The organism is Burkholderia sp. LMG 13014 (assembly GCF_905232215.1).
Lineage (GTDB): Bacteria > Pseudomonadota > Gammaproteobacteria > Burkholderiales > Burkholderiaceae > Burkholderia.
Genome location: NZ_CAJNKE010000078.1, coordinates 1 through 17598 on the forward strand (window position 1 = coordinate 1; position 17598 = coordinate 17598).

Consider the following 17598-nt stretch of genomic DNA (forward strand, 5'->3'; position numbering starts at 1 on the left):
CGGCCCAGCGAAGACGCGGTGCGGGCTGCGCGAGATGCAGTGAAAGACGGAGCGGGAAGCGGGTCGGGAAGCGGCCAGAGAAGCGAGATGCAATCGATGCGGCACGACGTGACGTCATGACGTGTCCCCTCCTTTCGATGGTGAGTGGGTCGGCACGAGGTCTCGTTCGCGCGCGCGCTCGTCTCGATGGCCCTCGATCGATGCGCGTCGTTTTGTGCTGCGAGTGGGTCCGACTGTCGCACGAAACGCGCCCATCAAGCAAGTTTCGATTCGCGCGACTCGCGCAGATAACCGCGCACGGCTCGCCACGCCCGCGCATCGAGCCCCTCCGCATCGGTCTCGCCGCGCGCGCCCGCCGCATCGACGATCCCCTTCACGATCGCGAGCAGATCCTGCGCGACGACATCGGGCGCAGCAACGCGCGGCGCATCGCGCTGCGCGAGCGCATGCAGCAGCGTCGCGTGGATGCAATCCGCGACGCGCGCGGTGCGCGCGCCGAGCGGCAGCCGCGCCTCCTCGAAATCGATCAGCCGCGCGAGCACGGGACGGCGCATCTGGTGCGCGACGGCCGCGCGTACCAGTGCGCGCAGTACGTCGTCGCATGACGACAGCGCGCCAGCCCGGTCGACGTCGTCGAGCAGGTGCGCACTCTCGCGCTCGACGAGCGCGGCCGTCAGCGCATCGCGGTTCGGGAAGTATTGATAGAGCGAGCCGATGCTCACGCCGGCCAGCGCCGCGACCGCATTCGTCGTGTAACCGTCGAAGCCGTCGCGCTCCAGAACGCGAGCAGCGGCCTCGACGATCGCGTCGACGGTGGCCACCGAGCGGCGCTGGCGCGGCGCCTTTCGCGGCGCCAGCGGGATTCGTGAAGACGATTCGGACATGGCTGGAACGCGAGTTTCGAATATGAGCAAACGCTCATATTCTAGAAACGCCCTGCCACGCCGTCAAAAGGAATCAGCGTGTCCCGGCTGACCGCGTCCCCGCCCACCCTGTTCATCCTCGTGAAGACACGCCCCGAATGGCCTGGCCGCCCCGCGCCGCAGCGCTTACGACTGCGGCGCGAACTCATCGCGCCGCTCCGCACGACTCACGGCGCAAACGCGCCGCCGCGCTTCGACGACGCCGGGTTCCACTCGGCACGCGTGACCGACGTGCGGGGCAGGCGCGCGCCGGACCACCACACATGCGAACGCGTGATCGAGGCGCATCGCGAGATGCCGTTCCGGGATCGCGACTTCAACATCGTCACGATCCTGTCAGGTGTCGAGCATGTGAATGCGTCCGGCGACGGCAAGATCGCACTGTCCGCCGTCCAGACCCATACGGCACGCAGACGCCATGCAAGCGCCGCGACTGCGCAGTCGTTCTTTCCATGCCGCCCGCTAAAAAAGACGACTGTTGCAACATGCGGAACAACTGTTGTCGTACGTGACTCAACGGTCACATTGTGGGCATAATGACGCCTTTACCGCGCGCCCAGCCCATGTCGCCCGTCTTTCTAGCACCGCTCATCGTTGCCTGTGCGTTGTTCATGGAAAGCGTCGACGCGAACATCATCGTCACCGCCCTCCCCGCGATGGCGAGGGACTTCGGGCACAGCCCCGTCACGTTGAACATTGCGATCACGGCCTACGTGGTCGGGCTCGGCGTGTTCATCCCGATCTGCGGCTGGCTGGCCGACCGCTTCAGCGCACGTTCCGTGTTCCGCACCGCGATCGGCATCTTCGTCGTCGGCTCGCTGATGTGCGCGGCATCCAGTTCCCTCGGCGTGCTCACGTTCGCACGCTTCATCCAGGGCGTCGGCGGCGCGATGATGGTGCCCGTCGGCCGCATCATCATCTTCCGCGCCGTGCCGCGCTCGGATCTCGTGCGCGCGATGAACTACCTCGCGATTCCCGCGCTGTTCGGGCCCACGGTCGGGCCGCTCGTCGGCGGCTTCATCACGACCTACCTGCACTGGCGGATGATCTTCTTCATCAACGTGCCGATCGGCATCTACGGGATCTACCTCGCGAGCAAGCACATCGCGAACACGCGCGAACCGGATCCCGGCCCGCTCGACTGGTTCGGCTTCCTGCTGTCGGCCAGCGGTGCCGCGCTGCTGCTGATGGGTCTCACGCTGATCGACGGTTCGCTCACGTCGCGCTCGAACGCGCTCGTCATGTGCGTGACCGGCACCGTCCTGCTCGCGCTCTACGTGCCGTACGCGCGCCGCAAGGAGCGCCCGGTGCTCGACCTCAGCTTCCTGAAGATCCCGACGTATCACGCGAGCGTCGTCGGCGGGTCGCTGTTCCGCATCGGCCTCGGCGCAGTGCCGTTCCTGCTGCCGCTCGCGCTGCAGGAAGGGCTCGGCATGAGCGCATTCCATTCGGGTCTCATCACGTGCGCGTCCGCGTTCGGCGGCGCGATGAGCCGCTCGACGGCCACCCATACGCTGCGCCGCTTCGGATTCCGCACGGTACTGATCTACAACGCGGCCTTCGCGGGTCTCGCGATCGCCGCCTATGGCGTGTTCCATCCCGGCATGGCGACCTGGGCGATCTGGCTGATCGTGCTCGTCGGCGGCATCTTCCCCGCGTTGCAGTTCACGAGCCTGAACTCGATGATCTACGCGGACATCTCGCCGCGCGATGCCGGCCGCGCGACGAGCCTCGGCAGCGTCGTGCAACAGATGTCGCTCGGCCTGGGCGTGACGGTGGCCGGCCTCGTGCTGCACATTTCGCACTGGCTGCAAGGTCATCAGAAGATGGTGTGGTCGGATTTCTGGCCCGCGTTTCTCGTGGTCGGGCTGTGCTCGCTCGCGTCGATTCCGATCACGCGGCGGTTGCCGCCCGGCGCCGGCGACGAAGTCGCGCGTGGCAAGCGGTCCTAGACGACCGGCTGACAAACGGGAATCGGTGGAAGGGACAGAAGGAAAAGCGTCCCGAGAGGCAAACCGGAAATACAAAAAAATCAGCGGACATCCACACGGGGCCGGTGCACAGCCGCATGGATGTCCGCTCAGGGCTCCGGGTCTCCCGATGGGGGTTGAGAATCCCGGATTCGCTTCCTGCGTGCCATGGACATATGTGCGTCGGAAGCAAAATCGTTGCGCGTCTTTGTCGTCGCGCCATGAACTGCACTATAGGGAAACTTGCAAAACGCGTCTGTCAACCATTGTCAGACACGGTGCATCGGCACGTCGCACGCGCGCGCCGCTTTCGCGCTAAAGTGGTTCCCGACCATCACTCCCGGCCGCCCTTCCGATGCTTACGCTCTCGCCCGCCGCCGCCCGCGCGCTGCATCTCGCCGCGCAGGGCCTGCTGACGCCGCCCCGCCGCAAGGCAACCAAATCCGACGTGCTCGACACGATCCGCCGGATGGCGCAGTTGCAGATCGATACCATCCACGTCGTCGCGCGCAGCCCGTATCTCGTGCTGTTCAGCCGTCTCGGCGATTTCTCGCCGCAGTGGCTCGACGAACATCTCGCCGAGGCGCGCCTGTTCGAATACTGGTCGCACGAAGCGTGCTTCCTGCCGGTCGAGCAGTTCGGCCTGATGCGCTACAAGATGCTCGATCCGTCAGGGATGGGCTGGAAGTACGCAGCCGAGTGGCATGAGCAGAATCGTCCGGACATCGAACGGCTGCTCGCGCGGATTCGCGACGAGGGCCCCGTCCGCTCGGCCGATTTCGCCCGCGAGGATGGCGTGAAAGGCAACGGCTGGTGGGCTCGCAAGCCCGAGAAGCAGCACCTGGAAGTGCTGTTCACGACGGGTGACCTGATGGTGTCGGAACGCCGCAATTTCCAGCGCGTGTACGACGTGCGCGAGCGCGTGCTGCCCGACTGGGACGACACGCGCGACCTGCCGCCACGCCACGCCGTGCTGCCCGCGCTGCTCGACTACACGTGCCGCGCGCTCGGCGTCGTGCGTGCAGACTGGGTGGCCGACTACTATCGGCTGCCGCGCCGTTCGTACCGCGCGGAACTCGAGCAGCTCGCGGACGCGGGCGACCTGATCCCGGTGGCGATCGACGACTGGAAGGAACCGGCCTACGTGCATCGCTCGCTCGAAGCATTGCTGCCGGCCGCGCAGGCCGACACGCTGCGCTCGACGGTCACGACGCTGCTGTCGCCGTTCGATCCGGTCGTCTGGGACCGGCGGCGTGCGTCGACGCTGTTCGGTTTCGATTACACGATCGAATGCTATACGCCCGGGCACAAGCGGCGTTACGGCTATTTCTGCCTGCCGGTGCTGCATCGCGGCCGGCTGGTCGGGCGCATCGACGCGAAGGCGCATCGCGCGCTCGGCACGTTCGAACTGAAGGCCGTGCATGTCGAGCCGGGCGTGCGGTTCGGCACGGGGCTCGCGGCCGACGTCGCGAAGGCCGTGAAGAAGCTCGCGGCATGGCACGGCACGCCGGAAGTCACGGCCAGGGACGCCCCGCCCGAGCTGGTGAAGGCGCTGGGCGCCACGTAGGCGCCGCCCGGGCAACAGACGGCCTCGCGCGTTATCGTTGCGCGGCGATCCAGCTCGCGATACCCGGCCACGCATCCTTCAACGTGCGCGATCCCATGAACAGCCCGATGTGCCCGCCCGGCACCAGTTGGCGGGTCAGCCGCGATGCCGGCGTCCCCACCAGCGCCTGCGCGCCGAATACCTGCTCCGGCGTCGTGATGTCGTCGGCTTCACCGGCCAGCAGATACACAGGACACGTGACGTGCTTCAGGTCGAGCGTGCGCCCTAGCGCGACGAACGTGCCCTTCGCAAGCCGGTTCTCCTTGAAGATCTGCCCGATCGCCTGCAGGTACCAGCGCCCGGGCAGGTCGATCGGGCTTTCGTACCAGTTCGCGAACGCTTCGCGCTTGTGCAGGTAGCCGGGATCGTCGAGGTGTTCGTAAAGGTCGACGTGCTCGGCGAGGTAGTGCTGGTCGGGATGCATGTTCTTCCAGCCCCGCAGCATGAAGCGCCCGCGCATCAGCCCGCCCCCCATCGTCACGAGCTCCTCGTAGAACGACATCGGATATGCGTGCGCCATCCGCTTGATCGGCCCGTCGCCCAGATCGGTGTCGATCGGCGAGCCCGCGAGCACGAGACTTGCGACCTTGTGCGGGAAACGCGCCGCGTACATCGCGGACATCCACCCGCCCTGGCACAGCCCGACGAGATTCACGCGACCGCCGAGCTCGTCGACGCATACGTTCAACTCGGCCAGGTACTGATCGATCTCGAGATCCTTCATGTCCTCGGTCGCCGAGCGCCAGTCGGTCAGGTACAGACGCGTGACGCCATGCTCGCGCAGCGTCTGCATCAGACTCTGCCCCGGCTGGTAGTCGGCGATCATCGCGCTGTGCCCGGCGTACGGCGCATCGACGATCGTCGGCAGCCCGTGCGCCGGTTCGACCGAGTAATCGCGGAACGTCATCGTCCGCAACGCCAGCAGCGGACGATTCGCCGACGCCAGCACCGGATGCGGCTCGAAATGCAGCTTCTCCTCTTCCGCGAGGAAGCGCAGGTTGCGCGCGGCGACTTCGGTGCCGGCCTGGAACATCGCGGCGGCCGCCGCCATCGGCCAGAAGATCGGCAACGCAGGCGGACGGTCGGACGGCGTGGCGAGTGCTGGTTGCATGGACGTTTCGCTGGATTTCATCGAAGGGCTCACTCACAGGGGTGGAAGCAAAGCGGGAAGCGTCGTGTCGTCCAGCACACGACGCGTATGCCGCGCGATCATCAGGTTATCGTCGGTCGCGAGCTTCTGACGCAGCGGCGCCAGCGACTCGATCTTCTCCAGCACGCGTGCGTCGATCCGCACCGGCGCGGTGAAATACGGGCCGCCGTGCACGACCCGATGCCCGACGCCGTCGAACGCGATCGCGACCGTCGCCGGGCGCAGCGCACGGCAACGCGCGATCAGCGCGTCGCACTTCTGATGCTGGCGGACATCGGCCATCGAACGCCTCTTCGTGAGGATCAGGTGAACGGATTCTCGTGCGCGACGGCGGCCCGTCGTTTGACCCACGTCAATCGTTTCAGGTGAAGTCCCTATAGCATGAAACGGTGTGATGACAGTTGGCTGGCCGCGGCCCCCGCGCCCAGCCGCGCATCGCGCTACAACCGCGCCGGCGACATTGGGCGCCCCGCCTTGCCCGCCTGCCATGCACACACGCGAAATCCGCTCGAAAATCGACAGCACCTCGTCCACGCGCAAGATCACCAAGGCGATGGAGATGATGGCCCGCACCAAGATGGCGAGCGCGCAGCGGCGCGTACGCGATTTCCGCCCCTATGCGATGCGTATCCGGGAGATGGCCGAACGCGTGCTGCGCGACCGGCCCGAACACGTTTCCGCGCTGATGGCTCGGCGCGCTACCGTGCGCCGCGTCGGCCTGATCGTGGTCAGCACCGATCGCGGGCTGTGCGGGCCGCTCAACGCGCGGCTGCTCGTCGAGTGTGTCGATGCGCTCGAACGCTGGGATCGCGCCGGCGTGGCATGCGAGCTGAGCGTGATCGGCGCGCGCGGCCTCCCGCCGTTGATGCGCCATGGCGCGACCGTCACCGCGCGCGCGAGCGGCCTGGCCGCCGGCGCGCATTTCGAGCAACTGCTCGGCGCGCTGCTCGTGCCGCTCACCGCGTTCGTCAACGGCGAACTCGACGAGGTCCACATCGCGTACAACCGGCTGACCAGCCCGCTCGCCTACGAACCGCGCATCGACGCGATGCTGCCGCTCACGGGGCTCGACACCGGCGCACCGGCCGGCGGTGCCGCGGCGTCCGACTATCTGTACGAGCCCGCGCCGAAGCCGGCCGTGGACACGCTGCTGCTGCGCCACGTCGAGGCGACGCTCTACCAGGCCGTCGTTGAAAACTACGCGTGCGAGCAATGCGCACGCATGTTCAGCATGCAGACCGCGACGGACAATGCCGATCGCGTGCTGCGCGACCTGCGGCGCCTGTACCAGAAAACGCGGCAGGCGCAGATCACCACCGAGCTGTGCGAGATCGTCGCCGGCGCGGCGGCCGTCTGACGGAGGGCATCGTGGAATCGTCGATGAAGCTCGACATCCTGAGCGTGGAGGACGTGCTGTATTCGGGCGACGCGCATTTCGTCGTCGCACCGGGGGAAAGCGGCGAGTTGGGAATCTACCCGCATCATGCGCCGCTGCTCACGCGGTTGCGGCCCGGTGTCGTGACGGTCGTCGCCGCGCCGGGCGGCGAGCACCGCCGCCTGCTCGTCGCGGGCGGCCTGCTGGAAGTGAGCCGGGACGGCGTGACGCTGATCGCCGATCACGCACTGCGCACGCCCGAGCTCGACGATCTGCGGGCGCGCGAAGCGCGGCGCACAGCCGACGACTGGCGCCAGCACTATGCGCACGAAAACCGGCGCGCGTTCGATTTCGCGTCGGCCCGTGTGGAACTGATGGACGAGATCCGGCGCTTTTTCGCGATGGCGATGCGGCAACACGCATCGCGCGATACGCCGGGCGGTGCCCGCTAGGCGCCTGCCGCCCGGGCGCGCACTCAGTCGCGCAGCTTGCGGAAACGCGGCGTGCCGTCTTCGAGGTTCCCGTTGAACATCGCTTCCGGCCGCACCCACAGCCCGCGCGCATGCGGCCACAGGTGTTCGTACACGACCACCGATTCCTCGGTTTCGGAATGGCGGGCAACGCCGATGTAGCGATACAGCCCGCCCTTGTAATGGCGATGCGTCGCGAGCTGTTCGGCTTCCTGTTCGGTCATGATGGGCTTCTCTTCGGCAAAAACGGAAAGCGCATATTGTATGCGCTGCGCCGTGCGTCAGCGTTTCGCGTAGATGTCCGGGCGGCGAATCTCCATCACCCGCTCGGGATTCGCAGAGGGCTCGAAGCCGACCGGCCGATACAGCGCGTGCGCGTCGGACGTCACGAGCATGATGCGGCGCAGGCCCTGCACCATCTCCTGCGCGAACACGTGGTCGATCAGCGCGCGGCCGTAGCCGTTGCCGCGCTCGGCCGGCAGCACGAACACGTCGCACAGGTACGCGAACGTCGCGTGATCGGTGACGAGCCGCGCGAAGCCGACGAGCCGGTCGCCCACGTAAGCGCCGAAGCACAGCGAGCCCTCGATCGCACGCTCGACCACGTCGCGCGGAATACCCAGTGACCAGTAAGCGTCGCGATGCAGGAAGTCGAAGATCGCGTCGACGTCGAGCTCGCGCTTGTCGGTGGAAAATCTCAGCGTGGCAGGGGTGGCAGCGGGCACGTCGGTCTCCGGTTGGTGTAGGGGAAGGCGAAACGCTGACGATACCGCGCGGCGCGAGGGGCGACAAGCGGCGACACTTATCGGCTGCTCCCCCAGCGAACGGGCATGCGCAACCGGCCGTGCGGACGACGGGACTCGATTCGGTGACAATGTCGCCTGCCCGATCAACCTGCCACGCCGCTTCATGCCCTACCGCCTCATCGCATTCGACTTCGACGGCACGCTCGCCGATTCGCTCGACAGCTTTCTCGCGGCGCTGTCGGAAGCGTCGCGCCTGCACGGCTTTCGCGACGCCACGCCCGAGCTGCGCCCGGCGCTGCGCGGCATGTCGGCGCGCGACATCATTCGCGCGCTCGACGTGCCGATGTGGAAAGTGCCGCGCGTGACGATCGACATGCGCCGCCTGATGCAGCCGCGCGTCGCACAAGTGGCGCTGTTCCCCGGCGTCGACGAAACGTTCGACGCGCTTGCCGCGCGCGGCATCCGCATCGCGATCGCCACGTCAAATACCGAAGCGATCGTGCGCGACCGGCTCGGCCCGCGCGCCAGCAGCCGCGTCGAGCATTTCGCGTGCGGCATTCCGCTGTTCGGCAAGGCACGTCGCCTGCGCGCACTCGTTCATGAGGCCGGCGTGCGCAACGACGAAGTGCTGTACGTTGGCGATGAAATCCGCGACGCCGACGCGGCACGACGCGCACGTATTGCATTCCAGGGCGTCGCATGGGGCTACACCGCGCCGGACGCGTTGCAGGCGCATTGCGCGACGCCATTGCTGCCTCGTCTCGATGCATTGCTCGATCGCGTGTGACGCATTCGCGCGCTTCACGCATCCGGTTCGCCCCACCGCTCGATGCACGCGACATCGCACGACACGGCAGCACGATGATGAAAATCAGATGACGTGCGCGTGCGTTTCGCACGTCGCCCGCACGCAAAAATTGCCGCTGCCGCACACCCGACAGGTACGCAATACCGGCCTGCGCGCTTGCGCATCGATTCGTCTTACCAACCGTTACACAAACCACAGCGCGGTTGCACCTGCTACCGGATCGCTCTCCTAGAATCGGTCGGGTCGGGAAACACGTCGACCGGCGCCGCGGCAGAGCGGCGGTCGAATCCGACCCGGGCGCGCCCGGTCTCTCGCACAGCGACGGATCACGTGATCCGTTTTTCAACCAGAGCCCCGATCGAAAGGAGGTCCCATGAACCGCTTTCCCCAAGTCTCGCGCCTTGCTTTGTCTGCCGCTGGCCTGCTTCTCGTCGCCGTGACGGCGACCGCGCAAACCGCACAACAGGCACCGGGCGCACCGACTGCACCGGCCGCCGCCGCGACGCGTATCCACGAAGCCGACCAAGCCTTCATCACGGACGGCACGAAGACCGTGTCGACCCAGCACGACGCGGCACGCATCGCCGATTCGCGCACGTCGGACAGCCAGGTCAAGGCGTTCGCGCAACGCGTGTCGACCGACGATGAAAAGATCATCCAGGCGATGCGCGCGGCCAGCCCGCGCGGCGTCGACGTGCCGGCCAACGACCCCGACACGGCCGTGCTGAACAGCATCAAGAGCCTGCGCGGCGCCGAGTTCGACAAGGCGTATATCGAGCAGGTCGCACTTGCCGGCGAGCAGAAGGCCATCTCGGCATTCCAGGCCGAAATCGCGTCGGGCCGTGACACGAAGCTGAAGGAAGTCGCCCGCCAGTCGCTGCCGATCCTGCAGAAGCACTACGCCGACGCGCAGAAACTCGCGGAACGCCACCACCTCGCATCGGCGCAGTAACGCGCCGCAGCGCCGCGCTTTAGGTGCGGCGCGCTGCTTCCCCTGTCGATCGCGTCGCCACTCCCCTTCCGGCGGCGCGACGCACGTCAAACGTCACGCGTCACGCGTCACACGTTACGTCGCGAGCTTCGCCAACAGCCGCGCACGCACTTCCGGCCATTCGTCGTCGATGATGCTGAAGCGCACCGAATTGCGCTTGCGGCCATCCGGCATGATCCGTTCGTGCCGCACGATGCCTTCCTGCTTCGCACCGAGCCGCAGGATCGCCGCGCGCGATTTCTCGTTCAGCTCGTCGGTCGTGAACTGCACGCGCACGCATTGCAGCTCGTCGAACGCGTAACCCAGCAGCAACCATTTCGCCTCGGTATTCGCGCGCGTGCGCTGCGCCGATTCGCCCAGCCACGTATGGCCGATCTCGAGCTTGCGGTTCTTGCGATCGATCTTCCAGAAGCGCGTGCTGCCGATCACGCGACCCGATGCGCGATCGACGATCGCAAACGGCATCACGGTGCCGGCCGAACGCCCTTGCAGTGCGGTATCGATATAAGCGTCGATCGTGTCCGGTCCCGGCACGACCGTGACCTTCAGGTTCCACAACTGGCCGTCGGCGGCAGCGTCCAGCAGCGCCTGCCGGTCGGATCGGTCGAGCGGCCTCAGTTCGACGCGTTCGCCGGTGAGAGTCGGTGGTTCGAGGGAAGCAGAAACATCGGTCATGAGGGGTTCCGGAAAGAGACGACGATGACGGCGAAACGCCCATCATACGGCCGCGTCAGCCGAGCAGCGCTGCCAACCGGCGGCGGATCGCCTTCGCCTCGCTGCGCAGCGCATCGGCAAACGCGTCGACGAGCAGGCTCTTCGGCCGGTGCTCGGGCACGATCACGCTGACCCGGTACGGAAACGACCGCGTGAGCGGCCGCACGTGCAGGTCGCGCCCGACGAAATCGAGCGCGGTCAGCGGATTGACGATCGCCGCGCCGAGCCCCTGCCGCACGAACGCGCACACCGACACGGCGGACGGTGTTTCGACGACCGAGCGCGGCGCCACGCCGAGCTGCGCGAACGCCTCGTCGATCAGGATGCGGTACGGATCGTTCAGCGACAGGCTCACGAACGGGCGATCGGCGAGATCCAGCAGATCGATCGCATCCTGCGCGAGCAGCGGATGGCCGTCGGGCAGCACGCACACTTCGTCGACTTCGAGCAGCGGCGTGAGCACGGTGCCGGCCGGCGCGACGTCGCGCTCGGTCAGCCCGAGGTCGTAACGCTGCGCGGTCAGCCACTCCTCGAGCACCGGCGATTCCTGCGTCGCCACCGACACGCTGGCGCCCGCGTGCTTCTCGTTAAAACGCCGGCACGCACCGGGCAGGATCGCGTGCGAGAACGCCGGCAGCGCGATCACCGACAACTGACCGTCACGAAATTCGCGCAGGCGCGCGGCCGTCGCCGCGACGCGTTCAAGCCCCACATACGCGAGCCGCACGTCGTCGAACAACGTGAGCGCGGCCATCGTCGGCCGCAGCCGGCCGTGCGCGCGTTCGAACAGCGCGAAGCCGACGACCTGCTCCATGCGCGCGAGCTCGCGGCTGATCGTCGGTTGCGACGTATAGAGCATTTCGGCCGCGCGCGTCGTGCTGCCGGTGACCATCAGCGCGCGAAAGACCTCGATATGGCGGTGCGTGAGCATGATCTGCTATATCAGATATGAATCGATTATCGATAAACAGGCATTTTACTGTATAGCCAATCAGGCGCATCATCGACGCTATCCGTTCATTCGATCCGATTCATCTGCCATGTCCCTCGATTCCCGCCAGCTCGCGTCGCTCGCGCAGCAATACGGCACCCCGCTGTGGGTGTACGACGCCGACGTCATCCGCGACCGCATCGCCCAACTGCGTCAGTTCGACGTGATCCGCTATGCGCAGAAGGCGAATTCGAACCTCCATATCCTGAAGCTGATGCGCGACGAAGGCGCGTGCGTCGATGCCGTGTCGCTCGGCGAAATCGAGCGCAGCCTCGCGGCCGGGTTCAGCCCTTCTGGCGAACCGGAAGGCGTCGTGTTCACGGCCGACCTGATCGACCGCCCGACACTCGCGGCCGTGCTGAAGCACGGCGTGACCGTCAACGCCGGTTCGCTCGACATGCTCGCGCGCATCGGCGAGCACGCGCCGGGCCACCGCGTGTGGCTGCGCGTCAACCCCGGTTTTGGCCACGGCCACAGCAACAAGACCAACACCGGCGGCCCGCAGAGCAAGCACGGCATCTGGATCGACGACGTGCCGCGCGCGATCGAGATCGTGCGCCAGTACGGGCTGAAGCTCGTCGGCATCCACATGCACATCGGGTCGGGCGTCGACTACGGCCACCTGTCGCAGGTGTGCGATGCGATGGTCGATCTCGTCACGTCGCTCGGTCATGACATCGACGCGATCTCGGCCGGTGGCGGCCTGTCGATCCCGTATCGCGACGGCGAACCGCGTGTCGACGTCGGTCACTACTTCAGCCAGTGGGACGCCGCGCGCAAGCGGATCGAACGGCATCTCGGCCACCCGGTGCGCATCGAGATCGAACCGGGCCGCTTCCTCGTCGCCGAAGCCGGCACGCTCGTCACCGAAGTGCAGGCCGTCAACCGCCGGCCGAAGCACGATTTCGTGCTGATCGACGCGGGCTTCAACGACCTGATGCGCCCGTCGATGTACGGCAGCTACCACGCGGTGTCCGTGCACACGCACGACGGCGCGCTGCCGGCCGGCCGGCCGCTCGTCGATCTCGCGATCGCGGGGCCGCTGTGCGAATCGGGCGACGTGTTCACGCAGGACGCGGGCGGTGTGGTCACGCACCGCAAGCTCGCGCAGCCGCAGATCGGCGACCTGCTGTTCCTGCACGACGCGGGCGCATACGGCGCGTCGATGTCATCGAACTACAACAGCCGGCCGCTCGCGCCGGAAGTGCTCGTCGATCGCGGCGCGCCGCGGCTGATCCGCCGCCGGCAGACCATTGAAGAACTGCTCGCGCTCGAAACGTTCGAGTAACGCGCTTCCTGCTTGACGATGGCCAACGGCCAGGCTTGCCGCTCACGGCAGCCTGGCCGTTCTGCTTTTCGGCGCACGGCCGGATCGCAGCCGGGAGCAACCGTCCGCCCGTGCCGTAGCACCTGATCCTTCGCATCGCGCGCAACCGCAGCAGATCGCATGCGCCACCTCTCACGCGCAGAGAAAAACATTCCACGTCGCGTGAAAAGTGCACGCATCTTTGGAAACACATTCCCTTTTGACAAAACTAAGATTGGCCTCAGTCGCACCGCATTCCTGTCGCCGGATACGCATCGACGATGCATCCGGTCCACCACACTCGCAATGCTGCACGGGCAATCATGAATCGCACGCTTGAACGCTTCGCCGCGCACGCCGGCCTTCGCTGCCGCTCACACGCCTGCGTCATCCATCCGCACGCACACCGGTCCTTCATCGCCCACGAACGCATGCCGTAACGCACGGCATCGCGCACGGCCGGCAGCCACGCCCGCCACCTCGCGCGTCACGCTTCACCGACTTTCCGCTCACGGCGACGCCGCCCGTCGCCGCGGCGTCGCACACCCTGAATTTTCGACAACAACCCCGGAGACAACCATGAAGCACTTCACCCCGACGTTCAAGCAAGGCATCGCGGCCGCCCTCCTCTGCATCGCGACCGCGACCTCGCACGCGGCTGACCTGCTCGACACCGTCAAGCAGGCCGGTGTGCTGAAGATCGCGCTGGAGGGCACCTACCCGCCGTTCGACTACCGCAATGCCGACGGCCAGCTCGAAGGCTTCGACGTCGACGTCGCGAAGGCGGTTGCCGCTCGCCTCGGCGTGAAGCCGCAGTTCGTGACGACCGAATGGAGCGGGATTCTTGCCGGCCTGCAGGCCGGCAAGTTCGACGTGATCGTCAACCAGGTCGCGATCACACCGTCGCGCCAGCAGGCGCTCGACTTCAGCGCGCCGTACGTGTATTCGTCCGCGCAGCTGCTGCAACGGCAAAACGATGCGCGCGCATTCAAGTCGCTCGACGAACTGAAGGGCAAGAAGGTCGGCGTGACGATGGGCAGCAACTACGTCGATCTGGTCAAGACCGTGCCCGCGATCGACCTGCAGGTCTACCCCGGTACGCCGGAAAACCTGCGTGACCTGGCGGCCGGCCGGATCGACGCGGCGGTCAACGATCGCCTGATGCTCAGCTACCTGATCAAGAACTCGCACCTGCCGCTGCGCCCGGGCTCCGTGCTCCCGGGCGGCGAGGACCGGATGGGCATCCCGTTCCGCAAGGGCAATCCGAAATTCGCGAAGGCGATCGACGATGCAGTGGCATCGCTGCAGCAGGACGGCACGCTGAAGAAGATCTCGATGCAGTGGTTCGGCGCGGACACGACCAAACCGGTGACGCAATAACGCAGCCCGCCCCGCGCCCGCGCGCACGGAATGTACGAACGCGCGGGCGGTCCGGCACACAATCAGGAGACACGCAATGGAAGCACTCCAACTGGTCGTACATACGCTGCCCGTGATGGTCAAGGGCGCCATGCTCACGCTGAAGTTCGCCGTCGCGTCGATGGCGCTGGGTCTCGTCGTCGGGCTCGTGATCGCGATCATGCGCATCGGCAGCAACCGGCTTGCCGCCAGCCTCGCGCAGGGCTACGTGAGCCTGATGCGCGGCACCCCGCTGCTCGTGCAGATGTTCGTCGTCTACTACGGGCTGCCCGATCTCGGCATCACGCTCGATCCGACGACGGCCGGCATCTTCACGCTGACGCTCAACGCCGGTGCCTATCTGTCCGAGAGCATGCGCGGCGCGATTCTCGGCATCGGTCGCGGGCAATGGGCGGCCGCCCACAGTCTCGGTCTCACGCACGTGCAGACGCTGCGCTACGTCGTCTGCCCGCAAGCGCTGCGCCTCGCGGTGCCGAGTCTCGGCAACACGCTGATCAGCCTGATCAAGGACACGTCGCTGGTCTCCGTGATCACCGTCACCGAATTGCTGCGCTCGACGCAGGAGGTGATCGCCGCGACGTTCCAGCCGCTGCCGCTCTATCTCGCCGCCGCCGCGATCTACTGGGTGCTGAGCACGCTGCTCACGCGGCTTCAGGGTCGCGTCGAGACGCGCCTCGCACTGCCGTCCACGCATTGAACGCGCACCCGACCTTCACATGAACTCCATCGACGGACAGAACATGATTACGCTCGACAACGTATCGAAATGGTATGGCAAGCACCAGGTGCTCTCGGCATGCAGCGCGGCAGTCTCGAAGGGCGAAGTGGTCGTCGTGTGCGGGCCGTCGGGCTCCGGAAAATCGACGCTGATCAAGACGATCAACGGTCTCGAACCATTCCAGAAAGGCAGCATCACCGTCGACGGTACGCGGCTCGGCGATCCCGCCGCGAAGCTTGCGCAATTGCGCGCCCGCGTCGGCATGGTGTTCCAGCATTTCGAGCTGTTTCCGCACCTGTCGATCACCGACAACCTGACGCTTGCGCAGATCAAGGTACTCGGCCGCCGCAAGGACGAGGCCGTCGAGAACGGCATGAAGCTGCTCGACCGTGTCGGCCTGAAAGCGCACGCACACAAGTATCCGGGGCAGTTGTCCGGCGGGCAGCAACAGCGCGTCGCGATCGCGCGCGCCCTGTCGATGAACCCGGTCGCGATGCTGTTCGACGAGCCGACTTCCGCGCTCGATCCCGAGATGATCAACGAGGTGCTCGACGTGATGGTCGAGCTCGCGCGCGACGGCATGACGATGGTCTGCGTGACGCATGAAATGGGCTTTGCGCGGAAGGTCGCGCATCGCGTGATCTTCATGGACCAGGGCGCGGTGGTCGAGGACGCGGCCAGCGACCGGTTCTTCGCGGCGCCGCATTCCGAACGCGCGCGCGACTTCCTCGACAAGATCCTGCATTGACCGCGCGACGGCCGCCCCGCCTCGATTGATCGACACCCAAAGGAGACATCTTGAACCACCTGCATTCGTCCGACACCGTTCTCGCCCATGAAGGCCGCTCGCACGGCCAGCCCGGCTCGCCGGTCAACCCGCCGGTCTATCGCCAGTCGACGCTGCTCTTTCACGGCACCGACGCGCTCGACGCCGTGCGCGGCACGCCGCTCGCGTACGGGCGTCATGGCAGCCCGACCACGCGCGCGCTCGAGAAAGCGCTCGCGCGGCTCGAAGGCGCGCACGCCGCCTTGCTGACGCCGAGCGGCCTGAGTGCGATCACGACCGCACTGCTCGCGGTGCTGAATCCGGGCGACCATCTGCTGATGGCCGACTCGGTGTACGACCCGACCCGTTCGTTCTGCGACGAAACACTGGCGCGCCTCGGCATCGCGACGACTTACTACGATCCGACGATCGGCGCGGACATCGCGTCGCTGATGCGGCCGAACACGCGCGCGGTATTCGCCGAATCGCCGGGCTCGCTGACCTTCGAAGTGCAGGATATTCCGGCCATCTGCCAGGTCGCGCACCGGCACGGCGCGGTCGTGCTGCTCGACAACACATGGGGCACGCCGCTGAATTTCCGCTCGTTTTCGCATGGCGTCGACGTGTCGATTCACGCCGCGACCAAGTACATCGCCGGGCACTCGGACGTGCTGATGGGGGCGATTCTGACGACCGAGGCGCTCGCGCCGAAAGTCACGCGCTTCTACCGGCAGCTCGGCATGACCGTCAGCGGCGACGACGCGTATCTCGCGCTGCGCGGCCTGCGTACGCTATCGGTCCGGCTCGAGCGGCATCAGCGCAACGCGCACGTGTTGACCGAGTGGTTGTCGCAGCAGCCGGAAGTCGCGCGGATCCTGTATCCGGCACGCCCCGGCGACGCCGGCCATGCGCTGTGGCAGCGCGATTTCACGGGCGCGTGCGGGCTGTTCGGTGTGGTGCTGCATCCGCAAGCCGACGAGGCCGTGCGCGCCCTGCTCGACGGCATGACGTGCTTTGGCATGGGGTATAGCTGGGGCGGCTTCGAAAGCCTGATCATCCCGTCCAATCCGGTGCGCCACCGCACCGCCACCCAATGGGCTGCGACCGGCCCGCTGCTGAGGATTCATGCGGGGCTCGAACATCCCGACGACATGATTGCCGACCTCGCCGCCGGCTTCGCGAGAATGCGCGCCGCTGCGCTCGCGGAAGCGTGAAATCCGGCGACGTCACGCATCCCCCCACATCACGTTTTTTTCGACGTTTTTCCCTCTGTCATAGCGAGACCATCATGAAAGACACACTGTTCATTCTCCGTCCGGGCTTCTTCAAGGACTCCGAAGGTCCGTTCTACTGCGGCGATTCGGTTTCCGTCGAAGGGCTGCTGAGTTTCTATCCGCGGTTGCGCGACGCCGTCGACGTCGAATACATCGACGCCCCGCGTCCGCGCCAGCCGATCGTCACACTGATCGGTGCGGACAACCAGTCGGCACCCGTGCTCGTGCTCGGCGACGGACAGGTGCCGGACGACGATACCCTTGCGATTCGGGAGCACAACGGCAGGCGCTTCATCGATTCGCCTGCCGATATCCGGCGGTACCTGTCGGCGCAATACGGCGTGGCGCACGTCGCCTGAGCGCACCGGCAC

At 66.6% G+C, this 17598-nt stretch carries 19 protein-coding genes and 1 pseudogene; 13 read left to right on the forward strand and 7 right to left on the reverse strand.

From position 1 onward, the window contains the following. Positions 1-254: 254 nt before the first annotated feature. Positions 255-884, reverse strand: coding sequence for a TetR/AcrR family transcriptional regulator (locus tag JYJ84_RS11880; protein WP_122947648.1), 630 nt, complete (start codon positions 882-884; stop codon positions 255-257). A 78-nt stretch (positions 885-962) separates the two neighbouring features. On the opposite strand from JYJ84_RS11880, the gene JYJ84_RS11885 reads away from it, so the two are divergent. The 3 genes from JYJ84_RS11885 (at position 963) to JYJ84_RS11895 (ending at position 4460) form a co-directional block, all read left to right on the forward strand. Further along, the gene (locus JYJ84_RS11885; RefSeq protein ID WP_175220164.1) at positions 963-1460 is read left to right on the forward strand and encodes a darcynin family protein; all 498 of its coding nucleotides are present in this window, start codon (positions 963-965) and stop codon (positions 1458-1460) included. Positions 1461-1486: 26 nt separating this feature from the next. After that, positions 1487-2875: an MFS transporter gene (locus tag JYJ84_RS11890; protein ID WP_122947649.1), complete on the forward strand. Its 1389-nt coding sequence runs from the start codon at positions 1487-1489 to the stop codon at positions 2873-2875. 373 nt (positions 2876-3248) lie between these two features. Then, the gene (locus tag JYJ84_RS11895) at positions 3249-4460 is read left to right on the forward strand and encodes a winged helix-turn-helix domain-containing protein (RefSeq protein WP_122947650.1); all 1212 of its coding nucleotides are present in this window, start codon (positions 3249-3251) and stop codon (positions 4458-4460) included. A 31-nt stretch (positions 4461-4491) separates the two neighbouring features. On the opposite strand, the gene JYJ84_RS11900 is transcribed toward JYJ84_RS11895, so the two are convergent. Together JYJ84_RS11900 and JYJ84_RS37735 are read right to left on the reverse strand one after the other, a co-directional pair. Beyond that, positions 4492-5610 carry an alpha/beta fold hydrolase gene (locus JYJ84_RS11900; protein WP_122947651.1) on the reverse strand — a complete coding sequence of 373 codons (1119 nt, stop codon included), beginning with the start codon at positions 5608-5610 and terminating at the stop codon, positions 4492-4494. Between the two features lie 132 nt (positions 5611-5742). Then, a pseudogene (locus tag JYJ84_RS37735) lies at positions 5743-5931 on the reverse strand (hypothetical protein); the annotation flags it as partial. Positions 5932-6136: 205 nt separating this feature from the next. Here JYJ84_RS37735 and atpG point away from each other — a divergent pair. Together atpG and atpC are read left to right on the forward strand one after the other, a co-directional pair. Beyond that, positions 6137-7006, forward strand: a complete 870-nt coding sequence (gene atpG, locus JYJ84_RS11910) for an ATP synthase F1 subunit gamma (protein WP_122947652.1) — start codon at positions 6137-6139, stop codon at positions 7004-7006. 11 nt (positions 7007-7017) lie between these two features. Next, the gene (gene atpC, locus JYJ84_RS11915) at positions 7018-7476 is read left to right on the forward strand and encodes an ATP synthase F1 subunit epsilon (protein WP_175220162.1); all 459 of its coding nucleotides are present in this window, start codon (positions 7018-7020) and stop codon (positions 7474-7476) included. Between the two features lie 23 nt (positions 7477-7499). Here atpC and JYJ84_RS37740 read toward each other — a convergent pair whose 3' ends face one another. Next, positions 7500-7718 (reverse strand): DUF1653 domain-containing protein, encoded by a 219-nt coding sequence (locus tag JYJ84_RS37740; RefSeq protein ID WP_006480837.1) that lies wholly within the window; start codon positions 7716-7718, stop codon positions 7500-7502. Positions 7719-7775: 57 nt separating this feature from the next. After that, a complete protein-coding gene (locus tag JYJ84_RS37745; protein WP_174976810.1) occupies positions 7776-8219 on the reverse strand; it encodes a GNAT family N-acetyltransferase in 444 nt (147 codons plus the stop codon). A gap of 184 nt (positions 8220-8403) precedes the next feature. Between JYJ84_RS37745 and JYJ84_RS11925 the strand changes: the two genes are divergently transcribed. Together JYJ84_RS11925 and JYJ84_RS11930 are read left to right on the forward strand one after the other, a co-directional pair. Continuing rightward, entirely contained in the window at positions 8404-9027 is a 624-nt protein-coding gene (locus JYJ84_RS11925) for an HAD hydrolase-like protein (protein ID WP_175220350.1), read from the forward strand. A gap of 394 nt (positions 9028-9421) precedes the next feature. After that, on the forward strand, positions 9422-10000 hold the full coding sequence (locus JYJ84_RS11930; RefSeq protein WP_175220159.1) for a DUF4142 domain-containing protein: 579 nt from the start codon (positions 9422-9424) through the stop codon (positions 9998-10000). Between the two features lie 114 nt (positions 10001-10114). Here the strand turns inward: JYJ84_RS11930 and JYJ84_RS11935 are convergent, their stop codons facing one another. After that, positions 10115-10714, reverse strand: coding sequence for a GNAT family N-acetyltransferase (locus tag JYJ84_RS11935; protein ID WP_122947655.1), 600 nt, complete (start codon positions 10712-10714; stop codon positions 10115-10117). Between the two features lie 55 nt (positions 10715-10769). Then, positions 10770-11684: a LysR family transcriptional regulator gene (locus JYJ84_RS11940; RefSeq protein ID WP_174955807.1), complete on the reverse strand. Its 915-nt coding sequence runs from the start codon at positions 11682-11684 to the stop codon at positions 10770-10772. A gap of 109 nt (positions 11685-11793) precedes the next feature. Here JYJ84_RS11940 and lysA point away from each other — a divergent pair, with 109 nt between their 5' ends. The 6 genes from lysA (at position 11794) to JYJ84_RS11970 (ending at position 17586) form a co-directional block, all read left to right on the forward strand. Further along, positions 11794-13032 carry a diaminopimelate decarboxylase gene (gene lysA, locus JYJ84_RS11945; RefSeq protein WP_175220157.1) on the forward strand — a complete coding sequence of 413 codons (1239 nt, stop codon included), beginning with the start codon at positions 11794-11796 and terminating at the stop codon, positions 13030-13032. Between the two features lie 597 nt (positions 13033-13629). Further along, a complete protein-coding gene (locus JYJ84_RS11950; RefSeq protein ID WP_122947658.1) occupies positions 13630-14430 on the forward strand; it encodes a transporter substrate-binding domain-containing protein in 801 nt (266 codons plus the stop codon). A gap of 76 nt (positions 14431-14506) precedes the next feature. Beyond that, positions 14507-15166 (forward strand): amino acid ABC transporter permease, encoded by a 660-nt coding sequence (locus JYJ84_RS11955; RefSeq protein ID WP_011354443.1) that lies wholly within the window; start codon positions 14507-14509, stop codon positions 15164-15166. Positions 15167-15209: 43 nt separating this feature from the next. Beyond that, a complete protein-coding gene (locus tag JYJ84_RS11960) occupies positions 15210-15935 on the forward strand; it encodes an amino acid ABC transporter ATP-binding protein (RefSeq protein WP_043181353.1) in 726 nt (241 codons plus the stop codon). Positions 15936-15985: 50 nt separating this feature from the next. Then, on the forward strand, positions 15986-17167 hold the full coding sequence (gene metC / locus JYJ84_RS11965; RefSeq protein ID WP_175220155.1) for a cystathionine beta-lyase: 1182 nt from the start codon (positions 15986-15988) through the stop codon (positions 17165-17167). Between the two features lie 74 nt (positions 17168-17241). Beyond that, on the forward strand, positions 17242-17586 hold the full coding sequence (locus JYJ84_RS11970) for a DUF3088 domain-containing protein (protein WP_175220153.1): 345 nt from the start codon (positions 17242-17244) through the stop codon (positions 17584-17586). The last annotated feature ends 12 nt before the right edge of the window (positions 17587-17598 follow it).

What these genes read in the sequence shown, in the direction of transcription:
- JYJ84_RS11925 (WP_175220350.1), top strand. Translation starts at nt 8,404, where the DNA reads ATGCCCTACCGCCTCATCGCATTCGACTTCGACGGCACGCTCGCCGAT.
- atpG (WP_122947652.1), top strand. Translation starts at nt 6,137, where the DNA reads ATGCACACACGCGAAATCCGCTCGAAAATCGACAGCACCTCGTCCACG.
- JYJ84_RS11880 (WP_122947648.1), bottom strand. Translation starts at nt 884, where the DNA reads ATGTCCGAATCGTCTTCACGAATCCCGCTGGCGCCGCGAAAGGCGCCG.
- JYJ84_RS11955 (WP_011354443.1), top strand. Translation starts at nt 14,507, where the DNA reads ATGGAAGCACTCCAACTGGTCGTACATACGCTGCCCGTGATGGTCAAG.
- JYJ84_RS37740 (WP_006480837.1), bottom strand. Translation starts at nt 7,718, where the DNA reads ATGACCGAACAGGAAGCCGAACAGCTCGCGACGCATCGCCATTACAAG.
- JYJ84_RS11930 (WP_175220159.1), top strand. Translation starts at nt 9,422, where the DNA reads ATGAACCGCTTTCCCCAAGTCTCGCGCCTTGCTTTGTCTGCCGCTGGC.
- JYJ84_RS11895 (WP_122947650.1), top strand. Translation starts at nt 3,249, where the DNA reads ATGCTTACGCTCTCGCCCGCCGCCGCCCGCGCGCTGCATCTCGCCGCG.
- lysA (WP_175220157.1), top strand. Translation starts at nt 11,794, where the DNA reads ATGTCCCTCGATTCCCGCCAGCTCGCGTCGCTCGCGCAGCAATACGGC.
- JYJ84_RS11900 (WP_122947651.1), bottom strand. Translation starts at nt 5,610, where the DNA reads ATGCAACCAGCACTCGCCACGCCGTCCGACCGTCCGCCTGCGTTGCCG.
- JYJ84_RS11970 (WP_175220153.1), top strand. Translation starts at nt 17,242, where the DNA reads ATGAAAGACACACTGTTCATTCTCCGTCCGGGCTTCTTCAAGGACTCC.
- JYJ84_RS11950 (WP_122947658.1), top strand. Translation starts at nt 13,630, where the DNA reads ATGAAGCACTTCACCCCGACGTTCAAGCAAGGCATCGCGGCCGCCCTC.
- JYJ84_RS11940 (WP_174955807.1), bottom strand. Translation starts at nt 11,684, where the DNA reads ATGCTCACGCACCGCCATATCGAGGTCTTTCGCGCGCTGATGGTCACC.
- JYJ84_RS11960 (WP_043181353.1), top strand. Translation starts at nt 15,210, where the DNA reads ATGATTACGCTCGACAACGTATCGAAATGGTATGGCAAGCACCAGGTG.
- JYJ84_RS11935 (WP_122947655.1), bottom strand. Translation starts at nt 10,714, where the DNA reads ATGACCGATGTTTCTGCTTCCCTCGAACCACCGACTCTCACCGGCGAA.
- JYJ84_RS11890 (WP_122947649.1), top strand. Translation starts at nt 1,487, where the DNA reads ATGTCGCCCGTCTTTCTAGCACCGCTCATCGTTGCCTGTGCGTTGTTC.